The sequence below is a fragment of the Mesorhizobium sp. B2-4-13 genome (assembly GCF_006658535.1).
Classification (GTDB): Bacteria; Pseudomonadota; Alphaproteobacteria; order Rhizobiales; family Rhizobiaceae; genus Mesorhizobium; species Mesorhizobium australicum.
Genome location: NZ_VFVB01000007.1, coordinates 54,802 through 72,675, shown reverse-complemented (window position 1 = coordinate 72,675; position 17,874 = coordinate 54,802). Strand labels below are relative to the sequence as shown.

Sequence of the window (17,874 nt, the reverse complement as noted above, 5' to 3'; positions counted from 1 at the left end):
GGTGTTCGCGTCACATGCCTGCCGCGTTTCGGGGGCATCACTCCAATAGAGAGGGGGCGCTATCATGGCCCAGTCATTACCCAGTATCGTTTCCGGTGAAGGCGGCCTCAGCCGCTATCTGGAAGAAATCCGCCGCTTTCCCATGCTTCAGCCGCAGGAAGAGTACATGCTCGCCAAGCGTTACGCCGAGCATGAAGACACCACGGCCGCGCACAAGCTCGTCACCAGCCATTTGAGGCTCGTCGCCAAGATCGCCATGGGCTATCGCGGCTATGGCCTGCCGATCGGCGAAGTGATCTCGGAAGGCAATGTCGGCCTCATGCAGGCCGTCAAGAAATTCGAACCCGAGCGCGGTTTCCGCCTCGCCACCTACGCCATGTGGTGGATCAAGGCCTCGATCCAGGAATACATCCTGCGCTCGTGGAGCCTGGTCAAGATGGGCACGACCGCCAACCAGAAGCGTCTGTTCTTCAATCTCCGCAAGGTGAAGGGCAAGATCCAGGCGCTGGACGATGGCGACCTCAAGCCCGACCAGATCGCCGAAATCGCCACGCGGCTGAACGTTTCCGAGGCCGAAGTGGTGTCGATGAACCGCCGTCTGTCCGGCGACGCGTCACTCAACGCGCCGATCCGGGCGACGGAAGGCGAGTCCGGCGAATGGCAGGACTGGCTGGTCGACGACCACGAAAGCCAGGAAGAGATGCTGATCGAGCAGGACGAGCTGGAAAACCGGCGCGGCATGCTGTCGGGCGCTCTGGCCGTGCTCAACGATCGCGAGCGGCGCATCTTCGAGGCGCGCCGCCTCGCCGAGGAGCCGCTGACGCTCGAGGAACTGTCGGCCGAGTTCGACATCAGCCGCGAGCGCGTGCGGCAGATCGAGGTGCGCGCCTTCGAGAAGGTGCAGGATGCGGTCAAGGCCGCCGCCAAGCGCCAGATGCAGGCGCTGCGCACGATCGAGGCACAGCCGGCGGCTTAAAGCCGGCTTCGCGCAGGAAGTAGCAGGGCGGCGTCAGGAAACTGGCGCCGGCTTTTTTTGTACGCCGCAGCCGGGACGACCGTTGCCTCAAAGCGAATCCAGCGGAAATTTGAGGTAGCGCCGGCCATTGGCTTCCGGCTCCGGCAGCCGCCCCCCATTGATGTTGACCTGCAGCGCATGCAGGATCAGCCGCGGCATCGGCAATGTGCGATCGCGCGCCTCGCGTAGCGCGACGAACTCGGCCTCTGTACGCGCGGCGACAAGATGGATGTTGGTCGCCTTCTGCGCCGCGACCGTGCTTTCCCACATCGGTTCGCGCCCGCCGGCCTGGTAATCATGGCCGACGAACAGCCGGGTTTCCTCCGGCAACGCCAGGATGCCTTGGATCGAGCGCCACAACCGCGCGGCGCTTCCACCGGGAAAATCCGTTCTTGCCGTGCCGCTGTCGGGCATGAACAGGGTGTCGTGGATGAAGCCGGCGTCACCGATCACATAGGTGATCGATGCCAATGTATGTCCAGGCGAGAACAGCACCTTGACCGGAAGGGTTCCGATCCGGAAGGTCTCGCCCTCGGCGAACAGCCTGTCCCATTGTGAGCCGTCAGCCCGAAAGTCCGGCCAGTTATAGATCACCTTCCACAGTGCCTGGACGTCGACGACCTTGTCGCCGATCGCCATCGGCGCGCCGGTCCTCTGTTTCAGGTAATGCGCCGCCGAGAAATGGTCAGCGTGGGGATGGGTATCGAGAATCCACTCGAGCTCCAGCCCGTTTTCCCCAATGAAATCGAGCAAGCTATCCGCGCTCATCGTACTCGTCGCGCCGGATTTTTCATCGAAGTCGAGGATCGGATCGATAATGGCGCATCGCTTCGTCGCCGGGTCAGCGACGACATACTGGATGGCCCCGGTCGGCTCGTCATAAAAGCCGCTGACCTGCGGCTTCGCCAAAGTTATCTGCACGTCCGGCTTCCCCAGACCTAGCCGGCAGGAACGATTTTCTCCGCCGGAACCCACCGTGAGCATGGTTGTCCGCCCCGACGAACCAGTCAAGCATGACTTGGTTCGCAGGAGCGGAAACGCCGGAAACCATTCCGGCGTGCTGGCTCAGGCGGAGGGCTGCTTGGTCTTCCTGAGATAGGGCAGGATGGTCTCGTAGGCGCCGAAGCGCTTGATCGCATCCTCGTTGGAAACGGCGGCGGTGATGATGACGTCCTCACCCTGTTTCCAGTTCGCCGGCGTCGCCACTTGATGCTTGGCGGTGAGTTGCATGGAATCGACCGCCCGCAGGATCTCGTCGAAGTTGCGCCCCGTGGTCATCGGATAGGTCAGCACAAGCTTGATCTTCTTGTCCGGCCCGATGACGTAGACCGAGCGCACGGTGGCGTTGTCGGCGGGTGTGCGGCCTTCCGAAGTTTCGCCGGCACCGCCTGGCAGCATGTCATAAAGCTTGGCGACCTTGAGGTCCTTGTCGCCGATCAGCGGGTAATGCACCGAATGGCCGGTCGCCGTCTTGATGTCGTCCTGCCATTTGCCATGGCTTTCGACCGGGTCGACCGAAATGCCGATGATCTTGACGTTGCGCTTCTTGAACTCGCCCTCGAGCCCGGCCATCGTGCCAAGCTCGGTCGTGCAGACCGGCGTGAAATTCTTCGGATGGCTGAACAGGATCGCCCAGCCGTCGCCGATCCAGTCATGGAATTTGATGGCTCCCTGCGTGGTCTCGGCGGTGAAGTCCGGCGCGATATCGTTGATACGAAGACTCATGACCTATCCCTACCCCTTGTGAATGTGGCCGGATCTTCGCCGCCCGGCGCCCGGCACCTGATCGTAGCACCGCAGCGCGACTGATTAAACGCTGGAGATGACGGCCATTCACTCGATGGGCAAAAATTTTTCCCCACACGCGGGATCAGGCCAAAAATACGTCGTGGTATCGGGCATGAGACAAGCGGCAGGGATCAGCGAAGACGCCTCAGGCCTTGTTGATTGCCAGCGTCGCCGACAAATCTTCCATACGCTGCGCCAGGGCGCCGAGCGCGCTGGTCAGCACGCTGTCGCTCTTGTCGGCCTTGGTCAGCGCCTCGTCGCGCGTCTTGCGCAAGGTCAGCACTTCGCTTTCCATGCCCTTGACGCGCTTCTGCAGCTCGGAAAGCTCGTCCATCACCATGATGCCGGCCATGACGGTCAGCCGCTGGTCGCCGATCTCGCCGAAGGAATCCTTCAGGTGCGAGACATAGCGGTCGAAACGCTCGGCGAGATCAATCAGATGCTCTTCCTGGCCCTCGTCGCAGGCCATGCGGTACTGCTTGCCGTCGATTGAAACCGTGACCTGTGCCATCGGGCCAGCTCCTATCTGTCCAACACGGCGCGGATGGTTTCCATCGCGGTCACCAGCCGTCGCGACACTTCCTTGTTGGCGTCTTCCAGCCGTTCGGCGCGCGCTTCGGAATTGTCGAGTTCCTGCGCCAACCGCGAGCGGTCGGCATTCATCCGCTGTACTTCGGCCTCGGCTTCCGAATAGTCGCGTTCATGCTCGAGCTTGGCCGCGACGGCGTTTTCCAGCCCTTCGATGGCCTTGCTCAGCCTGGCGATCACTTCCTTGAGCGTGGTTTCCCCGGTCATGGCTTCGTCCTGTGCCCTGCCCATCACCGAATCGTTCGCGTTCAGAACGCGTTATCCCGGAAACATTAGGCACCGGGTGAAGGCAACGTCAATAAAGCTCTCGCGACTGTCCCCCGCTAACGCTAAAGTAGGTCCACCGCCGACATCACAAGACCGGCAAATCTGCACCCGATTTGTTGACTAAAAGCCCGCGCCTGCTATGTGTCGCGCACCCTTTTCAAGGGCTCTCCCAAGCCCCCAAACCCCCACCCTGGAGGTACCATGACGTCGCGTGAACAACATGACCGGATGGCCAATGCGATCCGTTTTCTCTCCATGGATGCCGTCGAGAAGGCGAATTCCGGCCATCCCGGCCTGCCCATGGGCTGCGCCGACATTGCCACGGTGCTGTTCACCCGCTTCCTGAAATACGATCCCAAGGCCCCGCATTGGGCCGACCGTGACCGCTTCATCCTGTCGGCGGGCCATGGTTCGATGCTGCTCTATTCGTTGCTGCACCTGACCGGCTACGAAGACATGACCATCGACCAGATCAAGCACTTCCGCCAGTTGGGCTCGAAAACCGCCGGCCACCCCGAATATGGCCACGCCACCGGCATCGAGACCACGACCGGCCCGCTGGGCCAGGGCCTCGCCAATTCGGTCGGCTTCGCGCTCGGCGAGCGCATCATGAACGCCGCGTTCGGCAACGACCTTGTCGACCACTACACCTATGTGCTGGCCGGCGACGGCTGCCTGATGGAAGGTGTTTCCCAGGAAGCCATCGCCCTTGCCGGTCACCTCAAGCTCAACAAGCTGATTGTCTTCTGGGACAACAACAACATCTCGATCGACGGTCCGGTGTCGCTCGCCGACAACACCGACCAGGTCGCGCGCTTCCAGGCCTCCGGCTGGAACGCCAGCCACATCGACGGCACCGATCCGGAAGCGATCGCCTATGCCATCGAGGCCGCCCGCCATTCCGACAAGCCGACGATGATCGCCTGCAAGACGACCATCGGCTTCGGTGCTCCGACCAAGGCCGGCACCAACAAGGCGCACGGCTCGCCGCTCGGCCCAGACGAGATCGCTGGCGCGCGCAAGTTCTTCAACTGGGACTCGCCGCCCTTCGAGATCCCGGCTGACATTCTCGATGCCTGGCGCACCGCCGGCAAGGCCGGCGTCAAGGCGCGCACGGATTGGGAAGGCCGTCTGGCCAAGGCCGATCCGAAGCTGAAGGCCGAGTTCGAGCGCCGCACCAGTGGCAAGCTGCCGGCGAATTTCGACGCCGTCATCGCCGACTACAAGAAGAAGCTTTCAGCCGACAAGCCGAAGGTCGCGACCCGCAAATCGTCGGAAATGGCGCTGGAAGTCATCAATGGCGCGGTGCCGGAAACCATCGGCGGCTCGGCCGACCTGACCGGCTCCAATAACACCAAGACCAGCCAGACCAAGAACATCACGCCGGACGATTACGGCCAGCGCTATGTCCATTACGGCATCCGCGAACACGGCATGGCTGCCGCGATCAACGGCCTGACGCTGCATGGCGGCCTTATCGCCTATGGCGGCACCTTCCTGTGCTTCTCCGACTACGCCCGCCCCTCGATGCGGCTTGCCTCGCTGATGGGCATCCGCTCGATCTTCGTCATGACCCATGATTCCATCGGTCTGGGGGAAGACGGGCCGACCCACCAGCCGGTCGAGCACATGGCGGCCCTGCGCGCCATTCCCAACCACAATGTGTTCCGTCCGGCCGACGCGGTGGAAACCGCCGAATGCTGGCAGATCGCGCTCGAATCCGAAAAGACGCCGTCGACCCTGGCGCTGACCCGCCAGAACCTGCCGACGGTGCGCACCGAGTTCACAGAAAAGAACCTGAGCAGCCAAGGGGCCTATGAGCTCGCCGCCGCCAGCGGCGAGGCCGCCGTGACGATCTTCGCCACCGGTTCCGAGGTCGAGATCGCGCTTGGCGCACGCGACCTTCTGGAAAAACATGGCCATCCGACCCGTGTCGTCTCGGTGCCTTGCTTCGAACTGTTCGACAAGCAGACCGACGCCTATCGCAAGAAGACGATCGGCGACGCACCGATCAAGATGGCGATCGAGGCCGGCATCCGCCAGGGCTGGGATCATCTCATTGGCTCGGACGGCATCTTCATCGGCATGACCGGCTTCGGTGCGAGCGGTACGATCGAACAGCTTTATCCGCATTTCGGCATCACCGCCGAGGCGGCCGCCAAGGCGGCGGAAGCCCGCCTGCACGGCGGATGAGGCCCCGGCATGTCGCCCAAAAGTGTGTCGCGGTCTTGAGATAACGACATGCACGAAACAAAATACCCGGCGAGATCGCGTGAAAAGCGGTTTTGCCAGGCTGGCCCAACCTAATCGATTTAAATCCAGCCCGCTGCGGCTGGATTCTTTGCCCGTCCGCCGCTATGAAGCTGCGGATCAATCGTCTGCCCTCCAGCTCCCCGGGAGAGAAAAATGACTGTCAGAGTTGCCATCAACGGATTTGGCCGCATCGGCCGCAACATCCTGCGCGCCATCCATGAGTCCGGCCGCAAGGATATCGATGTCGTCGCCGTCAACGATCTCGGTCCGGTCGAGACCAACGCCCACCTGCTGCGCTTTGACAGCGTGCACGGCCGCTTTCCGCATGAAGTGTCGGTCGACGGCGACCAGATCAGCGTCGGCAAGGAGAAGTTCAAGGTCACCGCGATCAAGGATCCGACGCAGCTGCCGTGGAAGGAACTCGGCATCGACATCGCGCTCGAATGCACCGGCATCTTCACCGCCCGCGACAAGGCCGCCGCGCACCTGACCGCCGGCGCCAAGCGCGTGCTGGTCTCGGCGCCCGCCGACGGCGCTGACTTGACCGTCGTCTACGGCATCAACCACGACAAGCTGACCAAGGACCACATCGTCATCTCGAATGCGTCCTGCACCACCAACTGCCTGGCGCCGCTGGCGGCCGTCCTGCATGAGACGGTCGGCATCGAAAAGGGAATGATGACGACGATCCATTCCTACACGGGCGACCAGCCGACGCTGGACACCATGCACAAGGATCTCTACCGCGCCCGCGCCGCCGCCCTGTCGCAGATCCCGACCTCGACCGGTGCCGCCAAGGCGATCGGCCTCGTCCTGCCCGACCTCAAGGGCAAGCTCGACGGCATCTCGATCCGCGTGCCGACGCCGAACGTCTCGGTCGTCGACTTCAAGTTCATCGCCAAGCGCTCGACGACGGTGCAGGAAATCAACGAGGCGGTCATCGCCGCCTCCAACGGCAAGCTGAAGGGCATCCTCGGCGTCACCCATCACCCGAACGTGTCGATCGACTTCAACCACGATCCGCGCTCCTCGATCATGGCGCTCGACCAGACCAAGGTGATGGACGGCAACTTCGTTTCGGTGCTGTCCTGGTACGACAATGAATGGGGCTTTTCCAACCGCATGGGCGACACCGCGGTCGCTTTCGGCAAGACCATCGCCTGATCGAAGATCGATCTTCCCGACACTCGAAACGCCCGGCCTCGTCCGGGCGTTTTCATTTGCCGGAGCAGCAACGCGAAAATCGGCGGCGCCGGGCAAAAAACCACCCTCCCGCCTTGCACTGGTCACGCCTTCGCCCCACTCTGCCGCGAAGCCAGGAGGCAGAGGAATTCGAGGGGCAAATCACGGATGGAGCATGCGATCTATCTCGTTACGCTGGTCGGCACGGCGCTTGTTGTCGCCGCGGCGTTTTCGAGCCTGATCGCCTTTCGCTTCGGCGCCCCGCTCCTGCTCCTGTTTCTGTGTATCGGGCTCGCCACCGGAACCGACGGGCTCGGTATCCAGTTCGACAATGCCCGCATCGCTTATTTTGCCGGCTCACTGGCGCTCGCCGTCATCCTGTTCGATTCCGGTTTCGGCACGCCGCTTAACGCCCTGCGGCAGGCGGCAGGACCAGCCCTGTCGCTGGCGACCTTCGGCGTCCTTCTCACCACTGGCCTGTTCGGCGCCGCCGCCTACTACCTGCTCGACCTCAGCTGGCTGGAATCCTTCCTGCTTGGCGCAGCCGTCGCCTCGACCGACGCGGCGGCGGTGTTCTTCCTGCTGCGCGCCGGCGAGATCAATCTGCGCGAGCGCGTGCGCTCCACGCTCGAGGTGGAATCGGGAACCAATGATCCGATCGCCATCTTCCTGACCATCACGCTGGTCGAGATCATCGCCGCCCACGCCAACCCCGAAGCCAATGTCCTGGTCACCAATCTGATCCTCGGCTTCCTCATCAACATGGGGCTTGGCGCGATCGTCGGCGTGCTCGGCGGCCTCGCCATCGTGCGCCTTGTCGATCGGCTCAACCTCGACCATGGCCTGCTGCCGATCTTCGTGCTGACCCTGTCCTTGATGGTCTTTGCCGCCGCCGGCGCCATCGGCGGCTCCGGCTTCCTGGCGGTCTATATCGCCGGGCTCATCGCCGGCAATTCCGACATCCGCGCTGTCACCATCCTGAAGCGCTTCCAGGACGGCATGTCGTGGCTGGCGCAGATCATCATGTTCCTCATCCTCGGCCTGTTCGCGACGCCCTCGCAGTTCCCGGCGATCATGGTGCCTGCGATAGCGCTTGGCCTGTTCTTGATGTTCGTCGCCCGTCCTGTCGCGGTCTGGCTCTGCCTGGTCCCGTTCCGCCTGCCGCGTCCCGAAGTCGCCTTCGTCTCCTGGGTCGGCCTGCGCGGCGCCGTGTCCATCCTGCTCGCCATCACACCGCTGCTCGGCGGGCTGGAAAACGGCCGCACCATCTTCAACGCCGCCTTCATCATCGTTCTGGTGTCCCTGGTCATCCAGGGCTGGACCGTCGGCCCGCTGGCGCGGCGCCTCGGCCTGATCGTGCCGGCCCGGCTCGGACCGCTGGACAAGGTCGAACTGGAACTGCCCGGCTCCGCGCATCACGAACTCCTTGCCTATCGTGTGGCGCCGGGCAGTCCGGTGGCGCGCGGCGAACGCATCCCGCGATGGGCGCGGCCCTCGCTGGTGCTGCGTGACGGCCGCTCGATGCGTTTCCAGGACATGGGCCGGCTCGCCGCCGGCGATCAAGTCTACATCTTCGTGCCCGATCGCTATCCCCGCCTGCTCGACAAGCTGTTCGCCAGCCGCGCCGTCGTCGATCCCGAGGATGCCGATTTCTTCGGCGCCTTCGCCGTCGATCCAGCGCGTTCCGCCGCCGAACTGGAAGCCGCCTATGCGCCCGGTCTCAGCGAGGCCGAGCAGAAACAGACCGTCGGTGCGCTGGTCACGGCGCGGCTCGGCGGCCATGCCGAATATGCCGACCGCGTGCTGCTTGGTCCGATCGAGCTGATTGTGCGCGACGTCGACGACAAGGGCAAAATCACCGGGCTCGGCCTGTCCTTCGAGCCGACCGCGCCGGTGGCGCGCGTGCCTGTCTTCCTGAGCGCCGGCGAGATCGGCGACCGTCTCGCCGCCTTTATCCGCAGCTGGCGCAAGCCGGCTGAGGCGCGGGGGGCAACACAGGCGGATGACGCCCCTGAGCCCCCGGTCGAGAAAGCGTCGGCCGAAAGCTGAGGCGGGCGACCGTTTGCCCGCTGACATAGGCCGGGCGGTCTTCACGGACTATGTCCCCGTCCGCCTCAAAATTTCGCACCCGGCCCCAGCCAAAGCCTTGCATCGTCATTGATGCGAGGTATGGTCCCGGCGATTTCAGACGAAAGGGAACCGGCATGGCTGTCTTCAAGACACTGGACGATATCGGCAACATCAGCGGCAAGCGCGTGCTGGTGCGCGTCGACCTCAACGTTCCCGTCGCTGAGGGCAAGGTCACCGACGCCACCCGCATCGAACGCATCGCGCCGACCATCGCCGAATTGTCCGGCAAGGGCGCCAAGGTCATCCTGCTCGCCCATTTCGGTCGGCCCAAGGATGGTCCCTCGCCCGAATTCTCGCTGGAGCCGATCGCCAGGGCGACGGCTGAGGTGCTCGGCCGTCCCGTTGGATTCGCCTCCGACTGCATCGGCGACACGGTAGGCAGCGCTGTCGCCGCCATGGACAAGGGCGACGTGCTGCTCCTGGAAAACACCCGCTTCTACAAGGCCGAAGAGAAGAACGATCCGGCTTTTTCCGAACGGCTCGCCGCCAATGGCGACATCTTCGTCAACGATGCCTTTTCCGCCGCCCACCGCGCCCATTCGTCGACTGAAGGGCTGGCGCACCTCTTGCCCTCCTTCGCCGGCCGCACCATGCAGGCCGAACTCGAGGCGCTGGAGAAGGGCCTGGGCAACCCGGTCCGTCCAGTCGTTGCCATCGTCGGCGGCGCCAAGGTCTCGACGAAGATCGACCTGTTGATGAACCTGGTGAAGAAGGTCGATGCGCTCGTCATCGGCGGTGGCATGGCCAACACCTTTCTCGCCGCGCGCGGCACCGACGTCGGCAAGTCGCTGTGCGAGCACGACCTGGCTCCGACCGCCAAGCAGATCATGATCGAAGCGGCAGAGGCCGGCTGCGCCATCATCCTGCCGGTCGACGGCGTCGTCGCCAAGGAATTCAAGGCGGGTGCGGCCTGCGAGACCATCGCCATCTCCGACGTGCCGGCCGATGGCATGATCCTCGATGTCGGCGCCAAGACCGTGACGACGATCGGCGAGTGGATCGACCGCGCCGCGACGCTTGTCTGGAACGGACCGCTCGGCGCCTTCGAGATTGAGCCGTTCGATCACGCCACGGTGGCGGCGGCCAAGCATGCCGCAGCGCGCACAAAGGCGGGCAAGCTGGTTTCGGTCGCCGGCGGCGGCGATACCGTGGCTGCATTGAATCACGCCGGTGTCGCCGACGACTTCACCTATGTCTCGACCGCCGGCGGCGCCTTCCTGGAATGGATGGAAGGCAAGCCATTGCCCGGCGTGGACGTGCTGAAGCGCTGAGGGCACGACGGCCCACCGGCAATTCGATCAACTCGAAGGGAGCTGGCGGCAGCGCCGGCCACTTTCGCTCGATTCGAGCTTTCCGGCGTCATTCCTTTGGCGGTAGTGTCCTGCTGGCCGATACCAACCGGTTAGGAGAAGCATGATGAGCGAACGTCTCGAAGACATTGCCGCCGCGATTGTGGCCAACGGCAAGGGCCTGCTGGCCGCCGATGAAAGCTCCGGCACGATCAAGAAGCGCTTCGACGTCATCGGCGTCGAATCTACCCCCGACAGCCGCCGCGACTACCGCGAGATGATGTTCCGCGCCAAGGACGCGATGGCCAAATACATTTCCGGCGTCATCCTCTATGACGAGACCATTCGCCAGAAGGCCGCCGACGGCACGCCGCTGGTCGACATCATCAAGGCGGCGGGCGCAATTCCAGGCATCAAGGTCGATGCCGGCGCCAAGCCGCTGGCCGGCTTTCCCGGCGACACCATTACCGAAGGCCTCGACGGCTTGCGCGAGCGGCTTGCCGACTATTACAAGCTCGGCGCCCGCTTCGCCAAATGGCGCGCGGTGATCGACATCGACACCGGCAAGGGCGTGCCTTCGGTCAATTCGATCAACTCGAACACCCATGCGCTTGCCCGCTATGCCGCACTTTGCCAGGAGGCCGGCATCGTGCCGATCGTCGAGCCCGAAGTGCTGATGGACGGCGCTCACGACATCGACACTTGTTTTGAGGTCTCCAAGGCGACGCTGATAAAACTCTATGACGAGCTCCACGCTGCCGGTGTTGTCCTCGAAGGCACGATCCTGAAGCCCAACATGGTGCTTTCTGGCAAGAAGTCGGGCACGGTGGACAGTCCTGAGCAAGTCGCGGAGAAGACGATAAAGCTGTTCCGCGAGACGGTGCCGGCCGCGGTGCCGGGCATTGCCTTCCTCTCCGGCGGTCAGGAGGACGAGGAGGCGACCGCCAACCTCAATGCCATCAACGCCATCGGCCCGCATCCGTGGAAGCTGACCTTCTCCTATGGCCGCGCGCTGCAGGCCGCCCCGCAGAAGGCATGGAGCGGCAAGGCCTCGAACATCGCCGCCGGCCAGGCCGCCTTCACCCACCGCGCCCACATGAACCACCTGGCGGCACTTGGGAAATGGAAGGCGAGCCTGGAACAGGCTGCCTGAAGCCCCTGCTATCCGTCCCTTCGAACCCGGGCAGACGTGCCCGGGTTTTGTTTGGCGCACCGGCCTTGGGTCAAGGCATTCGAATTCTTATTTTCTCTGAGCATTCCTGACAGCGGCGATGTCGGGGCGAGCCCATCCCGTACGTCCTTGGGGTGCAGACAGGGAGAAGTTCATGCATCGCAACAAGGTCGTTTCGCGCGAAGAATGGTTCGAGGCTCATAAGGCACATCTGGCCCGCGAGAAGGAACTGACGCGGCTTCGCGAGCGCGTCGCGGCCGAGCGGCGCGAACTCCCCTGGTTGAAAATTCGCAAGGACTACGTCTTCGGGACCGAAAGGGGGCCGAAGAAACTTGCCGATCTGTTTGGCGCCAACAGCCAGCTGATCGTCTACCATTTCATGTTCGGGCCGGGCTGCGTCAATCATTGCGAAGGCTGCTCCTTTCTTGCCGATCATATCGACGGTGCCAACCAGCACCTCATGCACCACGACGTATCGCTGGTAGTGATCTCGCGCGCGCCGCTGGACGAGCTTGTAGCCTACAGGCAGCGCATGGGCTGGAAGTTCGACTGGGTGTCGTCCTATGCGTCGGATTTCAACTTCGACATGCAGGTCTCCTTCACCGACAGGCAGATCGCGGCTGGCGACACCACCTACAATTTCGAGACCCGACCCCGGACATCGAAGGAGCTTCCGGGCGCCAGCGTTTTCTACAGGGACGAGAACGGCGATATCTTCCTGACCTTCGTTTCGCGTGCCCGTGGCGGCGAACAACTGATCGGCGCCTACCACTATCTGGACCTGACGCCGAAGGGCCGGGGTGAGACCGGCCTCTACCGCAATCTGATGGATTGGGTGCGGCTGCATGACGAATATGCAGGCGAGCCGCAAGCGGAGCACGATTGCCACGATGGCTGACCAGCAAAAGTGCGGAGCGCCTTCGGAATTGCGTAAAACAAAGGGGTAGAGCGTTCGAGGCGATCCTGTTTTCGCCGGAAATGCTCGTTCACCTCTCTCGCGACATGCGTTAGATGCTGGTCGCAAACCAGTTCAATGGACCAGCGATGCGATGCTTTCCGACCTTCCTCACCTGGCTCGCCTTCCCGATCTATGTCTGGCAGGGCTTGGGTGTCCGCCGCCGCACCTCGCGCATGCTGCCGGCGCGGGGACCGGTCATGCACGAGATCTCGGGCCAGGCTCCGGCGATCTCGCTGTTGGTGCTGGGCGATTCCTCCGCCGCCTCGGTCGGCATCGGCAATTCCGAAAACGGGCTTGCCGCGCAGCTTGCCGTCATGATTGCACAGCGCACCGGCGGCGCTGTGCGCTGGCGTGCCGCCGGCTTCAATTCGGCGACATCTGGTCAGATCCGCGACCATGTCCTGCCCAATCTGTCGGCTGATCCGTGGACGCATATCGTGCTCGCCATCGGCACCAACGACACCAAGAATTTTCATTCCGTGCCGCGCTTCAAGAAGGAGTTCGGCGGCCTCCTCTACGCGCTGCGCGCCAAATGGCCGGAGGCGCGCGTGGTATGGTCGCCGGTGCTGGAGTTCACGCGTGCGCCGGCCATGCCATCGCTGCTCGGCAAGATCCTAGAGATCCGCGCTACCGCGATGAACCGGATGGGCGAACGGCTCTGCCTGGAGCGCGGCGCGGTGCCGGCACCGCGCCTGCCGATCACCAACCCCGAGGTCGGTTTTGCTTCCGACGGGTTTCATGCCTCGGAGGCCGGCTACCGGGCCTGGGCGGAACATCTCGTCGGCCCAGTGCTTGCCGACTGAAGAGCGACCGCGGCTGTCACCAAGGCCTATGTCAAGTGCCCGAGCACGGCCGCCAGTGAGATCGCCGCCATGGCGAGCAATGCCAATTTCCAGAAATCGCCGCGGCGCCTGAGCCCCGGCCAGCCGAGCGGCTTGATGAGCTGGATGACCATGAACCCGACGATGACAAGGGCGAGGAGTTTCGTCATGCTGCCTTTGACCAGCAACGCTTGCGCCTGTCAAAGCGGTTCGTTCGGTCTCCGGGAAAGAAAAGGCGCCGCGAACCCGAAGCGGAACGCGACGCACGCCTTGACCGCGCAGCAATCTACTTCAGCGGCTTGAGGCCAGCCTCGATCGATGCGCGTTTTGCCTCCAGGAACGGCGGCAGGGCAAGGCTTTCGCCCAGCGTCTCCAGCGGCTCGTCGGCTGTGAATCCTGGCCCGTCGGTGGCAATCTCGAACAGGATGCCGTTCGGCTCACGGAAATAGAGCGAGCGGAAGTAGTAGCGCTCGACCTCGCCGCTTGACGGCAGCCGGAATTCGGCCAGGCGCGCCGTCCACTGATGCAGCGTCTCCTCGTCCGGCGCCCTGAAGGCGACATGGTGAACCGCACCGGCGCCTTGCCTCGCGGGTGCCAGCCCGGGCTGCACGGCCACATGAAGCTCCGCCGCCGGCCCGCCCGCGCCCATTTCGAAGACGTGGACCTGGCCCTCGCCGTCGGGCGAGGCATAGTCGCGGACCTTGCGCATGTTCATCACCCCGGCCAGCACCGCCTCGGTGTTGGTGATGTCGGGAACACTGATAACGATCGGCCCCAGTCCGCGGATCTGATGCTCGGCCGGTACCGGGCTTTGCGCCCAGGGATGGCTGCCGCCCTGGCCCCCATCGCTGACGAGCCGCAGGCGCTGGCCTTCGGGGTCCTCGAAATCCAGCGACTTGTAGCCGCCGATATCGGCAATCTCTCCTGTCACGATGCCTTCGCTGGCAAGGTGCTGCTTCCACCAGCCAAGGCCCTCCTGGCTGCCGACCCTGAGGCTGGTCCGCGCGACGCTGTGGGTGCCGCGCCGTTCGCGGCCGATCGGCCAGTCGAAGAAGGTGAGGTCGGTACCCGGCGTTGCCTCGCCGTCGGCGTAAAAGAGATGGTAGGCCGAGGTATCGTCCTGGTTCACTGTCTTCTTGACCAGCCGTAGCCCCAGCACCTTCGTGTAGAAGTGAAGATTGCCGGGCGCATTGGCGGTGATGGCGGTCAGGTGGTGAATTCCTGTCAGTTGCAAGCTCATGGTGGTCTCCCTGTTTTTGGGAAGAATTTTCTCCTTTCATATCAGAACTCCGGTCACTTCGCTGAAGGCCGCCTATCCCGACAGTCCGTCACCCCGCTATGAACAATGCTGCCCGATTAGTTCTATCCGTGTGAACAATCCGTCCTCGCGTGACCCGTCACGATAAGAACGGAACAGCCGCCACACGACCTGCCATCCTCCTGACAGACTGCTGTCAGGAGGGGTGTGCGATAGTGTCTCCAGTTAGAGAGAGGAGATTGGACATGAACGGTTTTACCATTCTGCGCGGCATGCAGCATTATGTCGGCAAGATCCGCACGATGCGCAACGAGATCCGCACTCAGCGGTTCATGAACGCGCTGCCCGCAGACATTCGCAAGGATATCGGCTGGCCGGACATGTATGCCGAGCGTCGACATCACGGCAATTGAGACGAAATTTTCAACGCAGCGGTTGGATGCTCACGCGTCAGCACCCAGATATCAAGTCCGGCGCGCGAGGGATGGAGCGAGCTCATGCCCGATCAGAAGACAATCGGCTTTCTGTTCATCGAAGGTTTTGCCGACTGGGAATATGGGCTGCTGGCGGCCTCGGCGGTCGAATGGTTCGGCGCTCGCGCCGTGTCGCTGACGCCCGACGGCAAGCCGGTGACCGGAATCAGCGGTTTTAAGCTGACGCCAGACCGCTCGGCCAGCATCAATGAGAATACCGATCTCGATGCCGTGGCCGTCATCGGTTCCGACCACTGGGCGGGCAAGGCGCCGCCGGATGCTGCCGAACTGCTGATGGCTGTCGCATCGCGCGGCGGTGTCGTTGGTGGCATCTGTGCGGGAACGCTGGCCCTGGCCCGAGCCGGCATGTTTGAGAACGCCAAGCATACCAGCAATGGCCGTGACTGGATCAGCCGTCACGAGTCCGGCTATGCAGGCGACGGCAATTATCAGGATGTGCAGCATGCCGTGGCCGACGGCAAAATCGTGTCCGCGCCAGGTTCGGCGCCCGGCACTTTCGCCCTTGCCTTCCTGCAGACGCTCTACCCGGAAAAAGGCAGCGAACTCGCGCAGATGCGGACGCTGTTCGCCAAGGAGTATGCTGAAGCCTCCTGACAGTATGCTGTCAGGAGGAGCGTGCGATGGTGGGATAATGCGCATGGCCGGCCGAGGACGATCGATGAAAAACTGGAACGACAGGCTGAACGCGCCTGGCATCAACGGCGTGAAGCCAACGCCGCGCACGGTAGGGGACGTCATCGAAGGCCAGCGCTCCATCCCCGACGAAGGCGTCGAGATGGACGTTCGCGCGCCGCGCACGGCCCTTGCCATCGAGCATGGCGCCGAAGTGACATGCCCGGTCACCACGGGCTATCATCTGCGTACGGTCGCCGAGGCTGCCAAGGAGGATCTCGAGCGCGGCATGACGCTCAGCGACGTCGCTCCCTTCTGGCGCATTCTCGATGCGAAGACGCCGACAACGAGGAAACTGTCCTTCGGCGCGGAATTCATCGCCGCGCAGCGCAAGCGCGAAGGGCTGAAGCCGTAATGCATGTCATGTGGAAGTGGATCCGGTCAGGGAGCCACGGCATGCATGGGAAAAACACTGGGGAAGCAAACGATGCGCCGCGCCGACAGGCTCTTTCAAATCGTGCAGCATCTGCGTGGTGGCCGCCTTGTCACCGCCCAGAAGCTCGGCACATGGCTCGAGGTTTCCGAGCGAACCATTTACCGCGACATAGCCGACCTGCAGTCGACCGGAGTGCCGATCGACGGCGAGGCTGGCGTTGGCTATATGATGAGGGAGGGTTTCGACCTTCCGCCGCTGATGTTCACGCGTGACGAGATCGTGGCGCTGGTAGCCGGCGCCCGCATGGTGCGCGCCTTTGGCGGCGCCGCCATGGCGCGGGCCGCCGACGAGGCACTGGTCAAGATCGGTGCCGTGCTGCCCGATGCCGAGAAAGACCGCATCGCCCGTACCGAGATCCACACGCCGATGTGGGTGGTCAGCGATGCCGCCCGCGAGGCGATCGACCTGATCGAGCGCGCGGTCGAAAAGCGCCAGGTGCTGACCATCGACTACTCGGACGAAGCCGGCCGCGGCACCGCGCGCGATATCAGGCCGCTCGGCCTGTGGTTCTGGGGCAAGGTGTGGACGCTGGTCGCCTGGTGCGAGATGCGCGATGATTTCCGCGCCTTCCGCATCGACCGCATTGCCTCCGTGGTCATCGCCGGCCGGATCTTCAAGCCGGAGCGCGGCAAGCAGCTTGCCGATTTCTACCGGGCGGTGGAGCGCAGCGAGGACTACGGCATGGCGCCCGACCGCGCGGCGCGAAGCTGAGACTTGCCGGGCCGCACAAAATAGCCCGCTCGAAGCGGGCTATTTTGTTGCGTTGGCGAAAAGTCTATTCCTCGTCGTCCGTGTCGGTGTCCTTCGACTTCAGCGCCGACAGCTTGGCGAAGACGGCGTTTGCATCGAGCTCCGCGTCCTCATCCTTCGGCTTCTCCGGTGCAGGCACCAACCGCTCGGTCAATGCCGCAGGCAGCAGCGTGTCGCCGACCGGCTGAGCCTGTTCGCGGCCGCGCGAGGCGCGGTTGACTTCCATGTCGAGGTCAATCTGCGAGGCGAGACCCAGCGTCACCGGGTCCATCGGCTGCAGATTGGCCGAATTCCAGTGCTTGCGTTCGCGGATCTGCTCGATCGTCGACTTGGTGGTGCCGACGAGGCGCGAAATCTGCGCGTCCTTCAGCTCGGGATGGTTGCGCACCAGCCACAGGATGGCGTTCGGCCGGTCCTGGCGCTTCGACAGCGGCGTATAGCGCGGGCCCTTGCGCTTGGATTCGGGCACCCGCACCTTGGGATCGGAAAGCTTCAGGCGCTGGTTCGGGTCCTTCTCGGCGCGCGCGATCTCGTCGCGGGTCAGCTGGCCGGTCATGATCGGATCCATGCCCTTGATGCCTTGCGCTGATTCTCCGTCGGCGATCGCCTTGACCTCGAGCGGATGCAGCCCGCAGAACTGCGCGATCTGCTCAAAGGAAAGCGCGGTGTTGTCGACCAGCCAGACGGCGGTCGCCTTGGGCATCAGCAGCGTATTGGCCATGTGCAAATCCTTCTCGTTCGCCCGCGTTCCCGCGCGGGCGGTGGTTTAGAGCCACCAAAATGGGAAATTCGCGGCCTGTAT

19 protein-coding genes are annotated in these 17,874 nt (G+C 63.5%); 12 read left to right on the top strand and 7 right to left on the bottom strand.

What is annotated here, in order from left to right:
* Positions 1 to 64: 64 nt before the first annotated feature.
* Positions 65 to 976: an RNA polymerase sigma factor RpoH gene (rpoH, locus tag FJ936_RS19675; RefSeq protein ID WP_015315375.1), complete on the top strand. Its 912-nt coding sequence runs from the start codon at positions 65 to 67 to the stop codon at positions 974 to 976.
* Positions 977 to 1,063: 87 nt separating this feature from the next.
* Here the strand turns inward: rpoH and FJ936_RS19670 are convergent, their stop codons facing one another.
* The 4 genes from FJ936_RS19670 to FJ936_RS19655 all read right to left on the bottom strand — a co-directional run bounded on the left by FJ936_RS19670 (position 1,064) and on the right by FJ936_RS19655 (position 3,598).
* Positions 1,064 to 1,936 (bottom strand): MBL fold metallo-hydrolase, encoded by an 873-nt coding sequence (locus FJ936_RS19670; protein WP_140789798.1) that lies wholly within the window; start codon positions 1,934 to 1,936, stop codon positions 1,064 to 1,066.
* A gap of 144 nt (positions 1,937 to 2,080) precedes the next feature.
* Complete coding sequence (locus tag FJ936_RS19665; RefSeq protein WP_015315373.1) at positions 2,081 to 2,740, bottom strand: peroxiredoxin; 660 nt, start codon at positions 2,738 to 2,740, stop codon at positions 2,081 to 2,083.
* 208 nt (positions 2,741 to 2,948) lie between these two features.
* On the bottom strand, positions 2,949 to 3,314 hold the full coding sequence (locus FJ936_RS19660; protein ID WP_015315372.1) for a cell division protein ZapA: 366 nt from the start codon (positions 3,312 to 3,314) through the stop codon (positions 2,949 to 2,951).
* Between the two features lie 11 nt (positions 3,315 to 3,325).
* A complete protein-coding gene (locus tag FJ936_RS19655; RefSeq protein WP_015315371.1) occupies positions 3,326 to 3,598 on the bottom strand; it encodes a DUF4164 domain-containing protein in 273 nt (90 codons plus the stop codon).
* A 261-nt stretch (positions 3,599 to 3,859) separates the two neighbouring features.
* Here FJ936_RS19655 and tkt point away from each other — a divergent pair, with 261 nt between their 5' ends.
* From tkt to FJ936_RS19620, 7 genes are all read left to right on the top strand, one after another.
* Positions 3,860 to 5,851: a transketolase gene (tkt, locus tag FJ936_RS19650; protein ID WP_140789796.1), complete on the top strand. Its 1,992-nt coding sequence runs from the start codon at positions 3,860 to 3,862 to the stop codon at positions 5,849 to 5,851.
* 213 nt (positions 5,852 to 6,064) lie between these two features.
* Positions 6,065 to 7,075 (top strand): type I glyceraldehyde-3-phosphate dehydrogenase, encoded by a 1,011-nt coding sequence (gap, locus tag FJ936_RS19645; protein ID WP_015315369.1) that lies wholly within the window; start codon positions 6,065 to 6,067, stop codon positions 7,073 to 7,075.
* Positions 7,076 to 7,261: 186 nt separating this feature from the next.
* Positions 7,262 to 9,142: a potassium/proton antiporter gene (locus FJ936_RS19640; protein ID WP_140720087.1), complete on the top strand. Its 1,881-nt coding sequence runs from the start codon at positions 7,262 to 7,264 to the stop codon at positions 9,140 to 9,142.
* Between the two features lie 155 nt (positions 9,143 to 9,297).
* Positions 9,298 to 10,494, top strand: a complete 1,197-nt coding sequence (locus FJ936_RS19635; protein ID WP_140789794.1) for a phosphoglycerate kinase — start codon at positions 9,298 to 9,300, stop codon at positions 10,492 to 10,494.
* 145 nt (positions 10,495 to 10,639) lie between these two features.
* Positions 10,640 to 11,665 (top strand): class I fructose-bisphosphate aldolase, encoded by a 1,026-nt coding sequence (locus tag FJ936_RS19630; protein ID WP_140663001.1) that lies wholly within the window; start codon positions 10,640 to 10,642, stop codon positions 11,663 to 11,665.
* Between the two features lie 172 nt (positions 11,666 to 11,837).
* Positions 11,838 to 12,581, top strand: a complete 744-nt coding sequence (locus FJ936_RS19625; RefSeq protein WP_140789792.1) for a thioredoxin family protein — start codon at positions 11,838 to 11,840, stop codon at positions 12,579 to 12,581.
* 146 nt (positions 12,582 to 12,727) lie between these two features.
* Positions 12,728 to 13,444 (top strand): SGNH/GDSL hydrolase family protein, encoded by a 717-nt coding sequence (locus tag FJ936_RS19620; protein ID WP_140789859.1) that lies wholly within the window; start codon positions 12,728 to 12,730, stop codon positions 13,442 to 13,444.
* Between the two features lie 26 nt (positions 13,445 to 13,470).
* On the opposite strand, the gene FJ936_RS19615 is transcribed toward FJ936_RS19620, so the two are convergent.
* Together FJ936_RS19615 and FJ936_RS19610 are read right to left on the bottom strand one after the other, a co-directional pair.
* Positions 13,471 to 13,632 (bottom strand): hypothetical protein, encoded by a 162-nt coding sequence (locus FJ936_RS19615; protein WP_015315363.1) that lies wholly within the window; start codon positions 13,630 to 13,632, stop codon positions 13,471 to 13,473.
* Positions 13,633 to 13,748: 116 nt separating this feature from the next.
* Complete coding sequence (locus tag FJ936_RS19610) at positions 13,749 to 14,702, bottom strand: ring-cleaving dioxygenase (RefSeq protein WP_140789790.1); 954 nt, start codon at positions 14,700 to 14,702, stop codon at positions 13,749 to 13,751.
* 263 nt (positions 14,703 to 14,965) lie between these two features.
* Between FJ936_RS19610 and FJ936_RS19605 the strand changes: the two genes are divergently transcribed.
* The 4 genes from FJ936_RS19605 to FJ936_RS19590 all read left to right on the top strand — a co-directional run bounded on the left by FJ936_RS19605 (position 14,966) and on the right by FJ936_RS19590 (position 17,033).
* A complete protein-coding gene (locus FJ936_RS19605; protein WP_015315361.1) occupies positions 14,966 to 15,133 on the top strand; it encodes a hypothetical protein in 168 nt (55 codons plus the stop codon).
* An 84-nt stretch (positions 15,134 to 15,217) separates the two neighbouring features.
* Positions 15,218 to 15,808, top strand: coding sequence for a DJ-1/PfpI family protein (locus FJ936_RS19600; protein ID WP_140789788.1), 591 nt, complete (start codon positions 15,218 to 15,220; stop codon positions 15,806 to 15,808).
* A gap of 64 nt (positions 15,809 to 15,872) precedes the next feature.
* Complete coding sequence (locus FJ936_RS19595; RefSeq protein ID WP_140789786.1) at positions 15,873 to 16,241, top strand: hypothetical protein; 369 nt, start codon at positions 15,873 to 15,875, stop codon at positions 16,239 to 16,241.
* Positions 16,242 to 16,313: 72 nt separating this feature from the next.
* On the top strand, positions 16,314 to 17,033 hold the full coding sequence (locus tag FJ936_RS19590; protein ID WP_013529238.1) for a YafY family protein: 720 nt from the start codon (positions 16,314 to 16,316) through the stop codon (positions 17,031 to 17,033).
* 64 nt (positions 17,034 to 17,097) lie between these two features.
* Here FJ936_RS19590 and FJ936_RS19585 read toward each other — a convergent pair whose 3' ends face one another.
* A complete protein-coding gene (locus FJ936_RS19585) occupies positions 17,098 to 17,793 on the bottom strand; it encodes a DUF1013 domain-containing protein (RefSeq protein ID WP_015315358.1) in 696 nt (231 codons plus the stop codon).
* Between the last annotated feature and the right edge of the window lie 81 nt (positions 17,794 to 17,874).

Bases quoted from the DNA above. Each gene is read 5' to 3' on its own strand.
- FJ936_RS19590 (WP_013529238.1), top strand. From the start codon at position 16,314: ATGCGCCGCGCCGACAGGCTCTTTCAAATCGTGCAGCATCTGCGTGGT.
- FJ936_RS19630 (WP_140663001.1), top strand. From the start codon at position 10,640: ATGAGCGAACGTCTCGAAGACATTGCCGCCGCGATTGTGGCCAACGGC.
- tkt (WP_140789796.1), top strand. From the start codon at position 3,860: ATGACGTCGCGTGAACAACATGACCGGATGGCCAATGCGATCCGTTTT.
- FJ936_RS19655 (WP_015315371.1), bottom strand. From the start codon at position 3,598: ATGACCGGGGAAACCACGCTCAAGGAAGTGATCGCCAGGCTGAGCAAG.
- FJ936_RS19625 (WP_140789792.1), top strand. From the start codon at position 11,838: ATGCATCGCAACAAGGTCGTTTCGCGCGAAGAATGGTTCGAGGCTCAT.
- FJ936_RS19640 (WP_140720087.1), top strand. From the start codon at position 7,262: ATGGAGCATGCGATCTATCTCGTTACGCTGGTCGGCACGGCGCTTGTT.
- FJ936_RS19665 (WP_015315373.1), bottom strand. From the start codon at position 2,740: ATGAGTCTTCGTATCAACGATATCGCGCCGGACTTCACCGCCGAGACC.
- FJ936_RS19620 (WP_140789859.1), top strand. From the start codon at position 12,728: ATGCGATGCTTTCCGACCTTCCTCACCTGGCTCGCCTTCCCGATCTAT.
- gap (WP_015315369.1), top strand. From the start codon at position 6,065: ATGACTGTCAGAGTTGCCATCAACGGATTTGGCCGCATCGGCCGCAAC.
- FJ936_RS19595 (WP_140789786.1), top strand. From the start codon at position 15,873: ATGAAAAACTGGAACGACAGGCTGAACGCGCCTGGCATCAACGGCGTG.
- FJ936_RS19660 (WP_015315372.1), bottom strand. From the start codon at position 3,314: ATGGCACAGGTCACGGTTTCAATCGACGGCAAGCAGTACCGCATGGCC.
- FJ936_RS19600 (WP_140789788.1), top strand. From the start codon at position 15,218: ATGCCCGATCAGAAGACAATCGGCTTTCTGTTCATCGAAGGTTTTGCC.
- FJ936_RS19635 (WP_140789794.1), top strand. From the start codon at position 9,298: ATGGCTGTCTTCAAGACACTGGACGATATCGGCAACATCAGCGGCAAG.
- FJ936_RS19605 (WP_015315361.1), top strand. From the start codon at position 14,966: ATGAACGGTTTTACCATTCTGCGCGGCATGCAGCATTATGTCGGCAAG.
- FJ936_RS19585 (WP_015315358.1), bottom strand. From the start codon at position 17,793: ATGGCCAATACGCTGCTGATGCCCAAGGCGACCGCCGTCTGGCTGGTC.
- FJ936_RS19615 (WP_015315363.1), bottom strand. From the start codon at position 13,632: ATGACGAAACTCCTCGCCCTTGTCATCGTCGGGTTCATGGTCATCCAG.
- rpoH (WP_015315375.1), top strand. From the start codon at position 65: ATGGCCCAGTCATTACCCAGTATCGTTTCCGGTGAAGGCGGCCTCAGC.
- FJ936_RS19610 (WP_140789790.1), bottom strand. From the start codon at position 14,702: ATGAGCTTGCAACTGACAGGAATTCACCACCTGACCGCCATCACCGCC.